The organism is Halomonas aestuarii (assembly GCF_001886615.1).
Lineage (GTDB): Bacteria > Pseudomonadota > Gammaproteobacteria > Pseudomonadales > Halomonadaceae > Halomonas > Halomonas aestuarii.
Map to the genome: position 1 here is coordinate 1,024,936 of NZ_CP018139.1, position 16,057 is coordinate 1,040,992.

Annotated in this window: 16 protein-coding genes; 12 read left to right on the forward strand and 4 right to left on the reverse strand. The window is 71.5% G+C overall.

Annotated elements, in window-relative coordinates:
- The first annotated feature begins 4 nt into the window (after positions 1-4).
- The 7 genes from BOX17_RS04600 to BOX17_RS04630 all read left to right on the forward strand — a co-directional run bounded on the left by BOX17_RS04600 (position 5) and on the right by BOX17_RS04630 (position 6,739).
- Positions 5-811 (forward strand): M90 family metallopeptidase, encoded by an 807-nt coding sequence (locus tag BOX17_RS04600; protein ID WP_071942273.1) that lies wholly within the window; start codon positions 5-7, stop codon positions 809-811.
- A gap of 66 nt (positions 812-877) precedes the next feature.
- Complete coding sequence (locus tag BOX17_RS04605; protein ID WP_071942274.1) at positions 878-2,911, forward strand: bifunctional DedA family/phosphatase PAP2 family protein; 2,034 nt, start codon at positions 878-880, stop codon at positions 2,909-2,911.
- Positions 2,912-3,110: 199 nt separating this feature from the next.
- On the forward strand, positions 3,111-3,875 hold the full coding sequence (locus BOX17_RS04610) for a glycosyltransferase family 2 protein (protein WP_071942275.1): 765 nt from the start codon (positions 3,111-3,113) through the stop codon (positions 3,873-3,875).
- Positions 3,872-4,153, forward strand: coding sequence for a lipid-A-disaccharide synthase N-terminal domain-containing protein (locus BOX17_RS04615; RefSeq protein ID WP_071942276.1), 282 nt, complete (start codon positions 3,872-3,874; stop codon positions 4,151-4,153). The genes BOX17_RS04610 and BOX17_RS04615 overlap by 4 nt, the downstream gene beginning before the upstream one ends.
- Complete coding sequence (locus tag BOX17_RS04620; protein ID WP_244272231.1) at positions 4,150-5,910, forward strand: ArnT family glycosyltransferase; 1,761 nt, start codon at positions 4,150-4,152, stop codon at positions 5,908-5,910. Before BOX17_RS04615 ends, BOX17_RS04620 begins: the two co-directional genes overlap by 4 nt.
- A gap of 98 nt (positions 5,911-6,008) precedes the next feature.
- Positions 6,009-6,401, forward strand: coding sequence for an ArnT family glycosyltransferase (locus BOX17_RS17040; RefSeq protein ID WP_071942277.1), 393 nt, complete (start codon positions 6,009-6,011; stop codon positions 6,399-6,401).
- Positions 6,326-6,739 carry a hypothetical protein gene (locus tag BOX17_RS04630; protein WP_071942278.1) on the forward strand — a complete coding sequence of 138 codons (414 nt, stop codon included), beginning with the start codon at positions 6,326-6,328 and terminating at the stop codon, positions 6,737-6,739. Before BOX17_RS17040 ends, BOX17_RS04630 begins: the two co-directional genes overlap by 76 nt.
- A 27-nt stretch (positions 6,740-6,766) precedes the next feature.
- On the opposite strand, the gene BOX17_RS04635 is transcribed toward BOX17_RS04630, so the two are convergent.
- Positions 6,767-7,645 carry a LysR substrate-binding domain-containing protein gene (locus BOX17_RS04635; protein WP_071942279.1) on the reverse strand — a complete coding sequence of 293 codons (879 nt, stop codon included), beginning with the start codon at positions 7,643-7,645 and terminating at the stop codon, positions 6,767-6,769.
- A 117-nt stretch (positions 7,646-7,762) separates the two neighbouring features.
- On the opposite strand from BOX17_RS04635, the gene BOX17_RS04640 reads away from it, so the two are divergent.
- Together BOX17_RS04640 and BOX17_RS04645 are read left to right on the forward strand one after the other, a co-directional pair.
- Positions 7,763-8,938 (forward strand): TauD/TfdA family dioxygenase, encoded by a 1,176-nt coding sequence (locus BOX17_RS04640; RefSeq protein WP_071942280.1) that lies wholly within the window; start codon positions 7,763-7,765, stop codon positions 8,936-8,938.
- 117 nt (positions 8,939-9,055) lie between these two features.
- The gene (locus tag BOX17_RS04645; RefSeq protein ID WP_071942281.1) at positions 9,056-9,736 is read left to right on the forward strand and encodes a TVP38/TMEM64 family protein; all 681 of its coding nucleotides are present in this window, start codon (positions 9,056-9,058) and stop codon (positions 9,734-9,736) included.
- Between the two features lie 6 nt (positions 9,737-9,742).
- Here BOX17_RS04645 and BOX17_RS04650 read toward each other — a convergent pair whose 3' ends face one another.
- Together BOX17_RS04650 and BOX17_RS04655 are read right to left on the reverse strand one after the other, a co-directional pair.
- A complete protein-coding gene (locus BOX17_RS04650) occupies positions 9,743-11,071 on the reverse strand; it encodes a glycosyltransferase (protein WP_071942282.1) in 1,329 nt (442 codons plus the stop codon).
- The gene (locus BOX17_RS04655; RefSeq protein ID WP_071942283.1) at positions 11,068-12,018 is read right to left on the reverse strand and encodes a LysR family transcriptional regulator; all 951 of its coding nucleotides are present in this window, start codon (positions 12,016-12,018) and stop codon (positions 11,068-11,070) included. The genes BOX17_RS04650 and BOX17_RS04655 overlap by 4 nt, the downstream gene beginning before the upstream one ends.
- A 109-nt stretch (positions 12,019-12,127) precedes the next feature.
- Between BOX17_RS04655 and BOX17_RS04660 the strand changes: the two genes are divergently transcribed.
- Positions 12,128-13,201 (forward strand): tartrate dehydrogenase, encoded by a 1,074-nt coding sequence (locus BOX17_RS04660; protein WP_071942284.1) that lies wholly within the window; start codon positions 12,128-12,130, stop codon positions 13,199-13,201.
- Between the two features lie 63 nt (positions 13,202-13,264).
- Here BOX17_RS04660 and BOX17_RS04665 read toward each other — a convergent pair whose 3' ends face one another.
- On the reverse strand, positions 13,265-14,155 hold the full coding sequence (locus BOX17_RS04665; RefSeq protein ID WP_071942285.1) for a class I SAM-dependent methyltransferase: 891 nt from the start codon (positions 14,153-14,155) through the stop codon (positions 13,265-13,267).
- 116 nt (positions 14,156-14,271) lie between these two features.
- On the opposite strand from BOX17_RS04665, the gene BOX17_RS04670 reads away from it, so the two are divergent.
- Together BOX17_RS04670 and BOX17_RS04675 are read left to right on the forward strand one after the other, a co-directional pair.
- Positions 14,272-14,811 (forward strand): lipocalin family protein, encoded by a 540-nt coding sequence (locus BOX17_RS04670; RefSeq protein WP_071942286.1) that lies wholly within the window; start codon positions 14,272-14,274, stop codon positions 14,809-14,811.
- A 141-nt stretch (positions 14,812-14,952) separates the two neighbouring features.
- Complete coding sequence (locus BOX17_RS04675) at positions 14,953-15,939, forward strand: succinylglutamate desuccinylase (protein ID WP_071942287.1); 987 nt, start codon at positions 14,953-14,955, stop codon at positions 15,937-15,939.
- The last annotated feature ends 118 nt before the right edge of the window (positions 15,940-16,057 follow it).

Sequence of the window (16,057 nt, forward strand, 5' to 3'; positions counted from 1 at the left end):
CGCCATGCTCGGCCGGCTGCTGCGCCTGGGGGGCAGGCGTTTCGAGCAACGCCACCCCTTTCCCGCCGCCGACTGGGCCGAGGCCCAGGACCGGCTGCCGCTGCTCGCCGCCCTGTCCGACGACCAGGCCGAACGGCTGGGACGGCGGGCCTGGGCGTTCGTGCATGCCAAGCGCCTGAGCCTGCACCCGGACCTCGCCGGCGCCGTGACCTTCGACGACCCGGCCCGGCTGGCCCTGGCGGCCCAGGCCTGCCTGCTGACCCTGGGCTGGTGCGAGAGCGAGCACCAGGAGGCCTTCGCCAACGTCCACGAGATCCTGGTGCTGCCCGAGGCCTTCCACCGTCGGGTGGAGGAGATGGACGAGTACGGCGTGGTGCACGAGTACGACGACGAGCGTGCCGGCGAGACCTCCTACCAGGGGCCGGTGGTGGTCGCCTGGCCCGACCTCATGGCCAGCGGCGGGCTGGATGGCTTCAATGTGCTGATCCACGAACTGGCCCACAAGCTCGACCTGGGCAACTCCCTGGACGTCGACGGCTTCCCGCCCCTGCCCCGGGAGCTCGACCCCCAGGAGTGGTATCGCATCTTCATGGGCGTCTGGGAGGACCTCCAGGCGCGCCTCGCCCGGGGCGAGGCGACGCCCATCGACGAGTACGCGGCGAGCCACCCCGGCGAGTGCTTCGCGGTCTGCTGCGAGCACTTCTTCAGCGACCCCGACCGGCTCCACCGGGCTTATCCGTCGCTCTACGGGTTGCTGTCACGCTATTTCCATCAGGATCCGCTGGCCCGCCTGGCCCATGGCATCGGCTAGCCTGCTCCCCGCGAACGCCGATCACCGGCCCCCTGCCCCTTCTCCCCGCCGCACGGGAACATCGCGATGATCGACACCCTGGTCGCGCAGCTCACCGTCTTGTCGGCCCAGCACGGGTGGCTGGCTTACCTGCTGGTCGGCCTGCTCGCCATGGCCGAGGCGCTGCCGGTTGCCGGCCTCATCGTGCCCGGTTCGGTGCTGATCGTGGGGATCAGCACCCTGGTGCCCGCCGGCGCGCTCGGCATCTGGCCCCTGATCATCGCCGCCATCGCGGGGGCCGTGATGGGGGATGGACTCTCGTTCTGGCTCGGCCGACGCTACGAGCACCGGCTGGTCGCGATGTGGCCATTGCGCCGTTACCCCCGGCTCGTCTCCCAGGCCGAGGGGTTCTTCTACCGCCAAGGCGGCAAGGGGGTCTTCCTGGCACGGTTCGTTCAGGGGCCGAGAGCCTTCGTGCCGCTGGTCGCCGGCATGTCCGGCATGCCACCGGTCCGGTTCTACGCCTTCAACATCGCCTCGGCGCTGGTCTGGGCGACGAGCCATGTCGTCGCCGGGGTCGCCCTCGGTGCCTCGCTGCATCTCGTCGCGCAGATCGCAGGGCGCCTGACCCTGTTCCTGGCGCTGGTGGTCCTGCTCGTCTGGGTCGTGATATGGCTCACCCGCCATGTCCTTCTCGGCGAGGGACTGCGCGGGCTGCTGCGGGTCCAGAACCGGCTGATTCTCTGGAGTGCCGAGGGGGATACCCGGACGAGGCGCCTGGTACGGGGCCTCCTGCAGCCCGAGCGTTCCGAGACCCGCGCGCTCATGGCGGGGGCCGCGATTCTCGCCGGCTCCCTCTGGCTGTTCCTGGGGATCCTCGAGGATATCGTCACGGGGGATCCGCTCGTCCAGGCCAACCAGGCGGTGTTCCATTTCCTGCAGGGCCTTCGCACCACCTGGGGCGATCACCTGATGCTGGTCATCACCGAGCTCGGTGACAGTGTCGTCGTCGTGATACTGACGGTGGTCGTGCTGGGCTGGCTGCTCTGGTGTCGAGCCTGGCAGGCGGCGGGCTACTGGATCGCCGCGGTCGGCGGTGCCGCACTCTTCACCCCGCTCATCAAGTGGGCCGTCCAGTGGCCACGTCCCACGGCGTTGTACAGCGGCTGGGAGGCGTTCTCGTTCCCCAGTGGTCACGCCACCATCAATGCCGTCCTCTACGGCTTCCTGGGCTTCCTCATCGCCCGGGAACTACGCCCGAGCAGGCGCGTGTGGGCGATCTCCAGCGTCAGTGTCCCGGTCATGCTGATCGCCTTCTCGCGCCTCTACCTGGGGGCGCACTGGCTGGCCGACGTCACCGCCGGCATCGCCGTCGCCACGGCCTGGGTCACGCTGCTGGCCATCGGTTACACCCGCCACCGCCCCCGCTCCCTCTCCCCGAGGGGCCTGGTGGGAGTGGCCCTGCTCACGCTGGCCATCGCCTGGCCCTGGCATGTCCTCGGCAGCTTCGCCGACGACCAGGCGCGCTACCTGGCGTCACCGGAACGGCAGCAGCTGTCGCTTGTGGACTGGCGTGACCACGCCTACCGTCGATTGCCCGAGAGGCGGATCGACCTGGGAGGGGAAAGCGAGGAGCCGCTGACGCTGCAGTGGGCCGGTGAGTTGACGGCACTCGAGCGGGAACTCACCCGCCACGGCTGGCAGCCCCGTGTCCCGTGGAACCTGAGCAGCACCCTGCAATGGCTTGGCCCCGGGACGACTGCCGCCGGCCTGCCCGTTCTGCCTCGGCTGCATGACGGACGCGCCTCGGCGCTGCGATTGACTCATGCCATCGACGGCTCACCGTCGATGCGCATGGTCCTGCAGGTCTGGGCGACCAGCATCGAGCTGACCCGCGACGACACCGCCGCCAGCATGCCGCTGTGGGTCGGGTCGGTGGTGACCCGGCGCCGCTCCCAGCTTCTCGGAGTGGTGCCCATGGAGCGGACCCTGCCCGCCATCGATGCCGCCAGGGACCGGTTGGCAAGAAGCCTGGGCGACGGGGGCATGATCCAGCAAGCCGTGCCCGCCACCGGCGGGTGGGATGGCCGCCTCATCCTGGCCTGGGAGACGCCACCGTGACGCGGTGACCTCGTGCGACCCTTCCGGCGGCCGGGAAAGTCCCGCCTCCTGCCCTCCATAAGCGACCATCACACGATTCCCCTCGGGGCCCGCGTGCGCGACGCTGTCTCCGCTTTGCCCCCATTAAGCCTGTGGTAAGACGGGGGCGATATGATGCCGGCCCGGCAAGCACCGTTAGTGAGAAGGAGAAGGAAACGTCGTGACCTCCCCCCTGGTATCCGTGATCATTCCTGCCCGGGATGAGTCGGGCAACCTGCCGAGCCTGCTCGACGAGATTGCCGACGCCCTGGCCGCCATCGACCATGAGGTGCTGGTCGTGGACGACGCCTCCCGGGATGGCACCTGGGCGCTGCTCGAGGCGCGGGCCGCCGAGGACCCCCGGCTTCGCCCCCTGCGCCACGCCGAGAGCGCCGGCCAGAGCACCTCGGTGTGGCAGGCCGGCCACGAGGCGCGAGGCGAGTGGCTGGCGACCCTGGACGGCGACGGCCAGAACGACCCGGCCGACCTGCCGAGCCTGATCGAACGGGCCCGCCAGGGCGACGTCACCCTGGTCGCCGGCCACCGCACCACCCGTCACGACGACTGGCTCAAGCGCATCTCCTCGCGGATCGCCAACGGCGTGCGCGCCCGGCTGCTGAGGGACCAGACACCGGATACCGGCTGCGGGCTGAAGGTCATGCGTCGCGAAGCCTTCCTGCGCCTGCCCTACTTCAATCACATGCACCGCTTCCTGCCGGCGCTGGTCCAGGCCCAGGGCGGCCGCTGCGTCTCGCTGCCGGTCAATCACCGCCCCCGGGGCACCGGCCGCTCCCACTACGGCCTCAACAACCGGCTGTGGGCCGGCCTCCTCGACATGGCCGGGGTGATGTGGCTGCGCCGCCGCTCGCGCCTGCCGGCCGCGCTCGAAAGGCTATCCCCGGAGAACACCACGGCGCGGGACGAGCGGACGGAGCGCACGACATGACGGTCGAGTGGCTCTGGCTGGGCATCGGCTTTCTGGGCCAGGCCCTGTTCTCCGCCCGCTTCCTGGTCCAGTGGCTGGCCAGCGAGCGGGCGCGGCGCAGCATCCTGCCCCGGGCCTTCTGGTTCTTCAGCCTGGCCGGTGGGGCGACCCTGCTGGCCTATGCGATCTACCGTCGCGACCCGGTGTTCATCGCCGGCCAGGGCGCCGGGCTGTTCATCTACGTCCGCAACCTGATGCTGATCCGTCGCGAGATCCGGGAGCACCGGGCCAGGACATGATCGACTTCCTCACACGCGACACCGCCCCCCTGCCGCGCCCCGGCTATCTGCATCGCCTGCCGTCGCTGCACTGGCTCTGGCTGCTGGTGCTGGCCGCGCTGTTCCTGGGCGTCGGGATGGGCCTGCGCGACCCCTGGCCCGCCGACGAGCCGCGCTTCGCCCTGAACGCCCTGGAGATGCTGAAGACGGGGCAGTTCTGGATCCCCCATCGGGCCGGCGAGCCCTATCCCGACAAGCCGCCGATCTTCATGTGGGCCACGGCCGCCTCGATCCACCTGACCGGCTCGGTGCGCCTGGGCTTCCTGCTGCCCTCCCTGCTGGGCGCGCTGGGCACCCTGGCCCTGGTCATGGACCTGACCCGCCGGCTGCACGGCCGCCGGGTGGCGCTGCTCGCCGGCCTGGCCCTGCTGTCGAGCTTCCAGTTCGGGCTGCAGGCGCGCACCGCCCAGATCGACATGCTGGTCACCTTCTTCATCATGCTGGGCGCCTACGGCATGCTGCGCCATGCCCTGCTGGGGCCCGCCCGTCGCTGGTGGTTCATCGGCTGCGCCGGCATGGGACTCGGCATCCTCACCAAGGGGGTAGGCTTCCTGCCGCTGCTGATGCTGCCCCTCTGGGGCCTGCTGGCCTGGCGGCGGCAGGCGGTGCCCCTGGCGTGGCGCGACCTGGGGCTCGGCATTGCCGTGATCCTCGGCGTCGTCGCGCTCTGGGTGGTGCCCATGGCCCTCTACACCACCTTCTCCGACGACCCCGCCCTGGCGGCCTATCGCGACAACATCCTGTTCAAGCAGACCGGCGAGCGCTACGCCGACGCCTGGCACCATGTGAAGCCCTGGTACTACTACCTCCTCGAGGTGATCCCCTGGGCCTGGCTGCCGCTGGTGCTGGCCCTGCCCTGGCTGGTGCCCGCCTGGTGGCATCGCGCCCGGCGCCTCGATGCGCGGGTCCTGCTGCCGCTCGGCGGCCTGGTGCTGGTGATCGTCTTCTTCTCGTTCTCCCCCGGCAAGCGCGGCGTCTACCTGCTGCCGACCCTGCCGCTGCTGGTGCTGGCCTCTGCGCCGATGCTGGCGGGCCTGCTGAGTCGCCCGCGGCTCCACTGGCTGGGAGCCGGGGTGCTGGCCCTGTTCGGCGTCGTGTTCCTCGCCGCCGGAGTCCTCGGCGCCCTGGGGCTGCCGGCCCTGGCCCGGCTAGCCGAGCGCCACGGGGTCGTTCCCTGGGCCTGGTGGAGCCTGCTCGGGCTCGTCGCCTTCGGACTGCTGGCCTGGGGTCGGCCGCGGCGAGGCCTGGTGGCCCTGGCCTGCTGGCTGGCGGTGTTCTGGCTGAGCTGGTCGACCTGGGGGTACCAGCTGATGGACCCGGCGCGCTCTCCCCGCGACCTGATGCAGGAGATCGTGGCCCAGACCGGCCCGGAAGCCTGGCTGGCCATGCCCGCCTTCGACGAGGAATTCGTGCTCCAGGCCCGCCAGCCGATGGTGCATTTCGGCTACCACACGCCGGACGACGACCAGTTCCGTCGCGCCTTCGCCTGGTTGCACGAGGCACCCGGCGAGCGCTGGATGCTGGTGCCCCAGCACCGTGACGAGGAGGTCGCCTGCGCGGACCTGACGCGCACCCGGGATCTCGGCGTGCAGAACAGCGAGGCCTGGTGGCTGATCCCGGGCGGCGCCTTCGATGCCTGCTCGGGGGATGCCGGGGCGGCACCGCTGTATGTCGCGCCCACCACCCTCGACGCCGCTTCCTCGGGGCGACACGACTAGCGCCTGCCGGGAACAGGAAGCAGGGAGCAACAGGGAAAACGAGGGAGAGGAGCACAGGGGTGAGGGGAACCGGCGCGATGAGGGTCTCCGGCGCTAGCTTGGCCTTCTGTCTGGCGGTGGCGATCATCCTCGCCCGGGTCGCGGCCCTGCCGCTGATGCCCATCGACGAGACCCGCTACCTGTCCGTGGCCTGGGAGATGTGGCAGCACCAGTCCTTCCTGGTGCCCCTCCTCAACGGCGAGGCCTACTCCCACAAGCCCCCGCTGCTGTTCTGGCTGATCCAGCTGGGCTGGTGGCTGTTCGGCGCCTCGGACTGGGTGGCCCGGCTGGTCATCCCCACCGAGGGGCTCGCCGGCTTCTGGCTCGTGGCCGATATCGTGCGCCAGCTCGATCCCGACGCCCGACGGGAGGCCTGTTGGGCGCCCCCTGGGCGACCCGGCCCCTGCAGCGCTTCGCCCTCTGGGGGATCCTGCCGCCGCTGCTGCTGCTGATCTCGCCGGCGATCCGGGGCTACTACGACCTGCGCCCCATGGCCGAGCGACTGGCGACGCTGGAGGCGCAGTCACGCCCCCTGGCCTACGTCGGGGAGTATCACGACCAGTTCCGTTTCCTGGGACGTCTCGTGACGGACATGACGACGCTCGACGACGACCGCGCGGTGACGGAATGGGCCGCCCGCCACCCCCGGGGGCACATCATCGAGAAGCGCCGTGAGCCGACGCCCCGCCAGGTCGAGATCGCCGGCTATCACCAGCCCTACCGGGGACGGATCTACCTGATCGTGCCGGCCGACCGCTGGCCCGCCTTCATCGCCGCCGGGGACGACTGACCCGGGGCCGGGGCGGGAGGCTCCTGCCTAGCCGGCCTCGTCGGACACCCGCGCCACCAGCCAGTCCCACAGTTGCCGGGCCTCGGGGCGCGCCTCGCGGCGTCCCGGCCGGACCAGCCAGAACCCCTCCTCGGTGGGCATGGCCAGGTCGAGGGGGGCCACCAGGTCGTCCCGTGCCTCGGCGAGCCGGCGATGCGTCAGAGCCACCCCGCCGCCCCGGGCGGCCAGGGCGAGGGTCATCACCTGGCTGTCGCAGGTCAGCGCCGCACAGCGCGACTCGAGCCCCGCCAGGCCGGCCCGCTCCAGCCAGGTCGGCCAGCCCACCGCGAAGCCCACCGCATGCAGCAGGGTCTGCCGCGCCAGGTCCGCCGGCGCGCGAATCGCCTCGGCAAGCGAGGGCGCGCAGACCGGCAGCATGGACTCGGGCCCCAGCGATACCGCCTCCATGCCGGGCCAGTCGCCGCGGCCATAGCGAATCTCCAGGTCCGCCCCCTCGGGGCCGAAGTCGTCCGGCCAGATGGCGCTCACCAGCCGCAGGGCGATCTCGGGATGGGCGCGCTGGAAGGCCGGCAGGCGCGACGCCAGCCAGCCCTGCTGCATGACCGGGGTGGTGCGCAGGGTCACCGGGGCATCGGGGGTGCCCCCGAAGACCTCGTCGGTCCCCTCGGCGAGGCGCGTGAAGGCATCCTGCAGGCACGGCAGCCAGGCCTGTCCCGTCGGCGTCAGGCTGAGGCTGCGGGGATGGCGCACGAAGAGCTTCTGGCCCAGGCGATCCTCGAGCAGGCGGATGCGCTGGCTGATGGCCGCCTGGGTCACCCCCAGCTCGTGACCGGCCGCGGTGAAGCTCAGGGTCCGCGCCGCCGCCTCGAAGGCCTGCAGCCAGAGCAGGGGAGGCAGCCCGGTCATGAACAACCTTCACATAAGCTGAATGGGGTCATAGCGGCCAGATTAATCGTTTGTCAGCCCACCGGCCAACCCGCATCCTGGCGGCCACACCAGACCCGCCATCCACAGGAGGACCGCATGACCGCTATCGAGACGCCCCCGACGGCCCGTCCCCGGCTCCCCATGGGCGAGCTGGCCGACCACGCCGATGCCCCGGCCCTCGTCGAGGTCCACCCCGGCACGGGCCGGCTCGCGCTGGTCTGGGAGGATGGCGCGAGGGCCCACTTCCCGCTCGACTGGCTGCGCGACCACTGTGCCTGCGAGGCCTGCCGCCACCCGGTGACCCGCGAGCGCCTGCACCGCCCCCTGACGCCCGTCACCCGACTCCCCGAGGCCTCCCTGGTCGACGGCAACCTGGCGCTGACCTGGGCGGACGACCACCGCAGCCGCTTCGATGCCGGCTGGCTCTACCAGCGTCGCCCCGGCCAGGCGCCCGCCCCGACCCTCCCGGCGCGTCGCCCCTGGGCGGCCGGCTATGTGCCTTGTCGCGTGGTGCACGCCGACTTCACGGGCAGCGCCGCCGGGGAGCGTGCCTGGCTCGAGGCCCTGCTTCGCGACGGCCTGGTGCTGCTCGAGGACGGCCCGCTGGCCGACGAGGAGGTCAGCCGCCTCGCCGAGCGCATCGGTCCACTGCGCCCGACCAACTTCGGCGCCCGCTTCGACGTGCGCTCCAAGCCCAACCCCAACAACGCCGCCTACACGGCCATCGGCCTGGCGCTGCATACCGACCTGCCCAACTGGCGCCAGCCGCCGGACATCCAGCTGCTCTACTGCCTGGAGAACGACGCCGAGGGGGGCGAGTCGATCTTCGCCGACGGCTTCGCCGCCGCCGAGGCCCTTCGCGAGCAGGACCCCGAGGCCTTCCGGCTCCTCGCCGAGACGCCGATCGACTTCCGCTTCCAGGACGAGGAACAGGACATCGGCACCCGGGCGCCGATCCTCTCGCTGGATGCCGACGGCGAAGTGCTCGAGGTGCGCTTCAACAACTGGATCCGCGACACCCTGCGGCTGCCGGCGCCCCTCATCGAGGCCTGGTACGCCGCCTATCGGCGCTTCTGGCGGCTGCTGCACTCTCCCGAACACCAGATCGACTTCGCGCTGGCCCCGGGGCAGATGGTCGCCTTCGACAACCGTCGCGTGCTGCACGGGCGCCGCGCCTTCGACCCGAGCACCGGCCGCCGTCACCTGCAGGGCACCTACCTGGACCTCGACATGCTCGAGTCCCGCCTGCGGGTGCTGGCCCGCCGGGCCTGACGCCGCCCGCGCCCCGGGGCAGCGGGAAGCGATGTGCGCCCTCGTGTCGCGGGCCCTTTGGGCCTCGCCCGCTCTGCCGTATGCTTGGGGTCCGATCCCCCCTGGAAGCCCCGCGACATGAGCCACCGTCTCGCCCTCGTCACCGGCCTGCTGGTCGCCCTCGTGGCCCTCGGCCTGCTCTGGCAGTGGCTGGCCATGCAGGACCTGCTGACGGTGGAGGCCCTGATGGCCCTGGCGAAGGGGGCCGTGGCCTGGAAGGAGGCGCCCTGGGCGGTGCTGGTGGTCATGGCGGTCTACGCCGGGGCGTCGCTGGTGATGTTCCCGCTCAGCCTGCTGGTGGCGCTGACAGGCCTGCTGTTCGGGCCCTGGTGGGGCTTCGCCTACGCGCTGGCCGGCACCCTGACCGCCTCGATGCTGACCTGGTGGGTCGGACGCCGGTTGGGCCGCGAGGCGCTGATGCGTCACGGCGGCCGGCGCCTTCACGGCCTGTCACGCTACCTCTCGGGACGCGGCATCCGCACCATGACCCTGGTCAACCTGCTGCCGCTGGCGCCCTTCACCCTGACCAACATGATGGCTGGCGCCTTCCGCCTGCGCTTTCGCGACTACATGATCGGCTCGCTGCTGGGCATCGCCCCGGGCCTGGCCGGCGTCACCCTGCTGGGCAGCCAGCTCGGCCAGCTCGCCACGGCCGAGAGTCGTGAGGAGCTGCTCTGGGCGGCCGGCGGCCTGCTGGTCGGGGTGGCCCTGCTGATCGGGCTGAAGCGCTGGTCGGACCGACGCCGCCGCACCCGCTGAGGCGGGCTACTTCCGCGGCAGCTCCGGCTCGTCCTCCTCGCGATGGCCGGGCCACCAGGCGGGACGTTCCTGCTCCCACTCCTCCTGCACCAGGTGGCGCAGCAGGCGGCCGCGATGGCGAAGCATCTGCCACTCTGCCCCGAGCCGGGAGCGGATGCGCTCCCAGCCCCCCTCGTCGGCGTGGGTGAAGGGGCCGCCCCGGGCGATGGCGTGGCGATAGACGGCCAGGCAGCGCTCGGCGCAGCGCGCCTCGTCGTAGCCGGCGGCCGTCTCCAGGGCCGCCTCGGCCAGCGGCGCCCGCGCGTCGGGAGTGGCCAGTGAGGCGAGCGCCTCGGCCATGAGGTCGAGGTCGTCCCCCGGGATCAGCCGCCCATTGCGGCCCTCGACCACCACCTCGCGCACCCCGGGGGCGGCGACGGCCACCACCGGCAAGCCGGCCGCCATGGCCTCGGCCACCACCATGCCCTGGGTCTCGCTGTGGGAGGCGAAGGCGAAGACGTCCATGGCATGGTAGGCATCGATCAGGGCCTGCCCCTGGAGGCGGCCGGTGAAGTGCAACCGGTCCGCCACGCCCCGTGCCTCGGCCACCGCCTGGATATCGCGTCGCGCCTCGCCCTCGCCCACCACCAGGAAGTGGGCCTCGGGCCGCGCGACCAGCGCCGCGGCCACCGCCTCGGCCAGGAACACCAGGTTCTTCTCCAGCGCCAGCCGTCCCAGGTGGCCGATCACGTAGGCCCCGTCGGGAATGCCCAGGCGGGCGCGCCACTCCCGGCCATCGCCGAGGGCGAAGCGCGCGGTGTCCACGCCGCTCGGCACCACGCTGATGGCGGGATTGGCCTCCCGTCGCAGCAGCAGGTCGCGGATGCTCTCGCTGGGCGCGATCACCTCGTCGCACAGCCAGGTGTACTGGGTAGCGAGTGCCACCGCGAAGCGCTGCATGCGCGGCGAGTCACCGGGCACGTAGTGGGTGTAGTGCTCGTAGAGGGTGTGGTGGGTGAAGACCAGCGGCAGTCCGTAGGTCTCGGCCGCCCGGGCGGCGGTATCGCCCAGCAGGAAGGGGTGGTGGGCATGGACGATGTCCGGCTCGAAGGCCTCGATCGCCTCGTGGAGCTGGCCGGGGATCGGCACCGGCAGCGAGAAGTCGCTGCCGTTGAAGTGCTGCATGGCCGCCACCCTGACCACGTCCTCTTCCCGTTGCGGCTGCCCGGACAGCCGGGGGGCCACCACCAGCACCCGATGGCCGGTGGCCTGCAGCTGGCGCTTGAGCCGCTGGACCGACTCGCTGACCCCGCCGACGATGGGCAGGTAGGTGTTGGTGAACATCAGCACATTCACGGGGACATCTCTCCACGGATCGCAGTGGCGACATTCTGCCGAGGTGGCACGCGACTGGCCATCTCCTGTTCAAGATAGGCGACGAATGACCGCAGGCGGGCGGGCACGTGACGGCGCTGTCGGTAGACCGCATGGAAGTCGGCACGAACGCCCTGCCAGTCGGGCAGCAGTTCGACCAGTCGCCCCTGCCGGAGGGGCTCGTACACGTCCCACCAGGAACGCAGGGCGATGCCGTGGCCGTCCAGGGCGAGCCGCATGATCGCCTCCCCGTCGTTGCTGGCCAGCGCCCCGCCCACCTTCACCGCCTGCTCCACCGCGGGGTCGTCGCGCCGCTGGAAGCGCCAGACGGCGAAGTCGCTGTCGTTCTCGCGCAGCAGCAGACAGGGCAGCGAGGCCAGGTCGGCCGGCGAGTGCAGCGGCGGCAGGGTCGCCGCCCGGGCAGGCGCGGCGCAGAGCACTCGCCGGTTGGCGAGGATCCGCCGCGCCACCAGGCGGGAGTCCGGCGGCTCGCCCACCCGGATGGCGATGTCGAAGGCCTGGTCGCCGAGGCTCAGCGGGAAGCCGGAGAGCTCCAGCGTCGCTTCGATGCCGGGATGCTCGCGGCAGAAGGCCGAGAGCAGCGGGGCCACGTGGCGGCGGCCGAAGCCGAAGGTGGCGTTGACCCGCAGCGGACCGGAGAGCTCGGCGCGATGCTCGCCCAGGGACTCCTCGAGCTCCCTCAGCTCCTCGAGGATCATCCCCCCGCGGGCGAGGTAGCGCTCCCCCTCGGCGGTCAGGGCCAGGCGACGGGTGGTGCGGCTGGCGAGCTCCACACCCAGTCTTGCCTCCAGCTGCTTGAGGCGCTTGCTCACCGCCGACAGCGAGAGCCCGAGCTCCCGGGCCGTGGCCGTGAGGCTGCCGGCATGGGCCAGGCGCCGGAAGAAGGCCAGGTCATCGAGGGGGGGCATGCGATTCTCCACTCTCATTCAACAATATGTTGAAGGATACCGTGATTATCTTTCCGGTGTGCAGGGCTAGACTGGCAGGCATCGTCCCATGACCACCAGGAGAAGACGCATGACCCACCGCATCGCGGTCATTCCCGGCGACGGCATCGGCAAGGAGGTGATGCCCGAGGGGCTGCGCGCCCTCGAGGCCGCCGCCCGCCGTTTCGGCATCGACCTGTCCCTCGAGCCCTTCGACTTCGCCAGCTGCGACTACTACCTCGAGCACGGCCAGATGCTGCCCGACGACTGGTTCGAGCAGCTCAAGGACCTCGACGCCATCTTCTACGGTGCCGTGGGCTGGCCGGAGACGGTGCCCGACCACATCTCGCTGTGGGGCTCGCTGCTGCAGTTCCGGCGCCGTTTCGACCAGTACGTGAACCTGCGTCCCTGCCGCCTGCTGCCGGGCATCAAGAGCCCGCTGGCGGACCGCCGGCCGGGCGACATCGACTTCTACGTGGTGCGCGAGAACACCGAGGGGGAGTACTCCAGCGTCGGCGGCAGGATGTTCGAGGGCACCGACCGCGAGGTGGTGATCCAGGAGACGGTGATGACCCGAATCGGGGTCGACCGGGTGCTGAAGTACGCCTTCGATCTCGCCCAGACCCGCCCGCGCCGGAAGCTCACCTCGGCCACCAAGTCCAACGGCATCGCCATCACCATGCCGTGGTGGGACGAGCGTGTGAAGGCGATGGGGGCCCACTACCCCGATGTCTCGGTGGACCAGTTCCACATCGATATCCTGACGGCCAACTTCGTGATGCACCCCGACTGGTTCGACGTGGTGGTGGCCAGCAACCTGTTCGGCGACATCCTCTCCGACCTGGGCCCGGCTTGCACCGGCACGATCGGCGTGGCTCCCTCAGCCAACATCAACCCGGACGGCACCTTCCCGAGCCTCTTCGAACCGGTGCACGGCAGCGCCCCGGACATCGCCGGGCGCGGCATCGCCAACCCCATCGGCCAGATCTGGTCAGCGGCCATGATGCTCGAACACCTGGGCCACCAGGACGCCGGAAAGGCCATAGTCGATGCCTTCGAGGCGGTACTCAGCGAGGGTGACCCGGCGGTGCTGACGCCGGACGTCGGCGGCCATGGCACCACCGAGACCCTGGGCCGTGCCATCGCCGAGCGCATCGCCGGCTGACCCCTGCCACTGTCGACGACGGGCAGGCCTCGCCGGCCGGCCCGTCGTCGTCCGGCCGAGGCCTCAGGCCTTGCGCCACACTCCTTCCAGGATGCGAACCCGATCGGCGGCCAGGTTGTCGCGCAGGTTGCGGCCCATCTGCGCGAAGGCTTCGCCGAAGATCAGCGACGGTCCCGGCAGGGCGGGCGCCTGATGTGAAGCGCCCGGCGGCGCCTCGCTCGCCTCCCGGCGACTGTGCTTGCGCCGCCAGTCGAGCGCCGCCTCGGTGACGTCCTGCACCGCCACCGGGGCGAAGCCGCCCTCGACGAGCAGGGCCTCCAGGGCCTCTCGGGCGCGCAGGTGGCTGGTCGCGGCGTCGCGCGCCCAGGGCACCGGGAGCATGAGCGGCGACGCGTCCTGACCCGCCACCACCTCGTGCAGCAGCACCCTGCCGCCCGGCACCAGCAGCCGCCGCCATTCGGCCAGTACCGCCGCCGCGTCGGGCATGTTCATCAGCGCGTGCTGACACCAGACGACCTCGAGGCTGGCGTCCGGCAGCGGCACCCGCGCGGCATCGGCGCACAGGAAACGCGTCCGGTCGTCGAGCCCGGTGGCGCGGCTCAGCCAGCCCGCCACCTCGACGAAGGCCGCGGTGATGTCGAGCCCCGTCACCTCGCAGCCTAACTCCGCCGCCAGCAGCCGGCTGGCACCGCCGGTGCCGCACCCCACGTCCAGCACCCGGGCGCCGGGCGCCAGCTCGCCCAGGGCCGCCAGGGCGCGGCTGGCCCGGCGCCCGCCGAGGTGCAGCTGGTCGATGCCGGCGATCTCGTCGAGGGTGAGATGGTCCGGGTCGCGCCCCGCCGCCCGGAAGGCGGTCCGCAGCCGGGCCGTCAGGCTTTGCCCGTCACCGGCGTGCGGCGCATCATAGTGGGCATCGAGCTGGCGGACATGGGCGCGTTCGGCGGGGTCGGTCATGGCGGCTTCCTGGCGACGGGTGGGGCCGCCAGTCTATCCGCGCCACGCCCCGCCCCCCACCCTGCAAAGGTCACAGCCGCCTGCCGTGATCACCCTTTCCCGACAAGGAGGCACCGATGTCCCGATCGCTGCTCGCCACGGCCCTGGTGGGGCTCGGCCTCGCCGGCTGCGCCGGCCTTCCCGACGGCACCCGCGCCGTCACCGACTTCTCGCTCGACCGCTACCTGGGCCAGTGGTACGAGATCGCCCGGCTGGACCACAGCTTCGAGGAGGGGCTCGACTGCGTCACCGCCGACTACAGTAGGCGCGACGATGGCGGGGTGCGGGTGATCAACCGGGGCGTGAACCTCGAGACGCAGGAGGCGAACGTCGCCGAGGGCAAGGCCTACCCCGTCGGCGAGGCGGACGTGGGGCGCCTGAAGGTGAGCTTCTTCGGCCCCTTCTACGCCGGCTACAACGTGCTCGCGCTGGATGACGGCTACGGCTGGGCCCTCGTGGCCGGCCCCAACCGCGACTACCTGTGGGTGCTGTCGCGCACGCCGCGGCTGGCACCGGCCACCTATCGCGCGCTGGTCCAGCGGGCCGAGGCCCTCGACTTCCCGGTGGAGGAGCTGATCGAGGTGGAGCAGGGAGCGGCTTGCGCCCCCTGGCGTTGACGGAATTTTCACCCTGGGCCCTGCCACTTTCATCCGACCGACGCGGGTGCTTGAGTCCACCGGCCGCCGGCGGGAAGGTGTCGTGAGATACCGCCACACGAACCACAGGGGCCCGGAGGGCCTGCGAGATGAGGGGTGAACATGCTGTCTGAGTGGCTCGATCAGGGGCTGGAGGGGCGTTCCCCCTCGTCGCGCGAGGGCCGGATTCCCGGCGGACGCTACCGGCTGGTTGCCCCCGGGGTGCTCGAGCTCTTGCCGGAGACCACCGGGGCCGAGGCCCGGGCCGGCGTGCTCTCGGTCGGCATCCACGGCAACGAGACCGCGCCCATCGAGCTGCTGGGCGAGGTCCTCGCGCGGCTGGAGGCGGGACTGCTGCACCTCGGCGCCCCGCTGCTGGTGATGCTGGGCAACCCGGAGGCGATCCGGCGTGGCCAGCGCTACGTCGACACCAACCTCAACCGGCTGTTCCGGCGCGACCTCGAGGAGACGGGCGACGAGGCCGATCGGGCCCGGGCGCTGATGGCCGAGGTCGACGCCTTCTATGGCCGCCATCCGGGGCTTCCCCCGCTGCACTACGACCTGCACACGGCCATCCGGGACAGCCGCTTTCCGCGCTTCGTGGTCGAGCCCTTCGGCGAGACTCCGACGCCGCAGGAGCAGTGGCGCTGGATGGCCGCCGCCGACATCCAGGCGGTGCTCCACCAGCACCGGCACAGCTGGACCTTCTCGCACTATTCGAAGCACTACCATGGCGCGGCGTCCTTCACCCTGGAGCTGGGCCGCGCCCTGCCCTTCGGCCACAACGACCTGGCGCCCCTGGCCCCCATGGGATGCCTGCTCGAGGCGCTGGTCGAGGGCCGGGCGCCCGCGACCGGGGATCCGGCCGACATGGCCTTCTTCCGCGCCGAACATGAGCTGATGCGCCGTGACCCGGACTTCCGGCTCTGCTTCCCCGACGACACCCCGAACTTCACCGAGTTCGGCCCGGGCACCCGGCTCGCGGAGGATGCCAGCGCCGGGGCCTTCGACGTCGGCGAGACCCCGCTGTCGGTGGTCTTTCCCAATGCCGACGTCGAGATCGGCGCCCGGGCGGCGCTGCTGGTGGTGCCGAGCCCGCCACCGGCCTGAGGCCTCCGTCCCGGCGCCCGTCACAGCAGCCAGGAAGAACACGACACAATCATCGCCCAGCACAACAACAACAGACAGGAGACCCCCATGACCGATGCCCCCCACGCCCCGGATCACG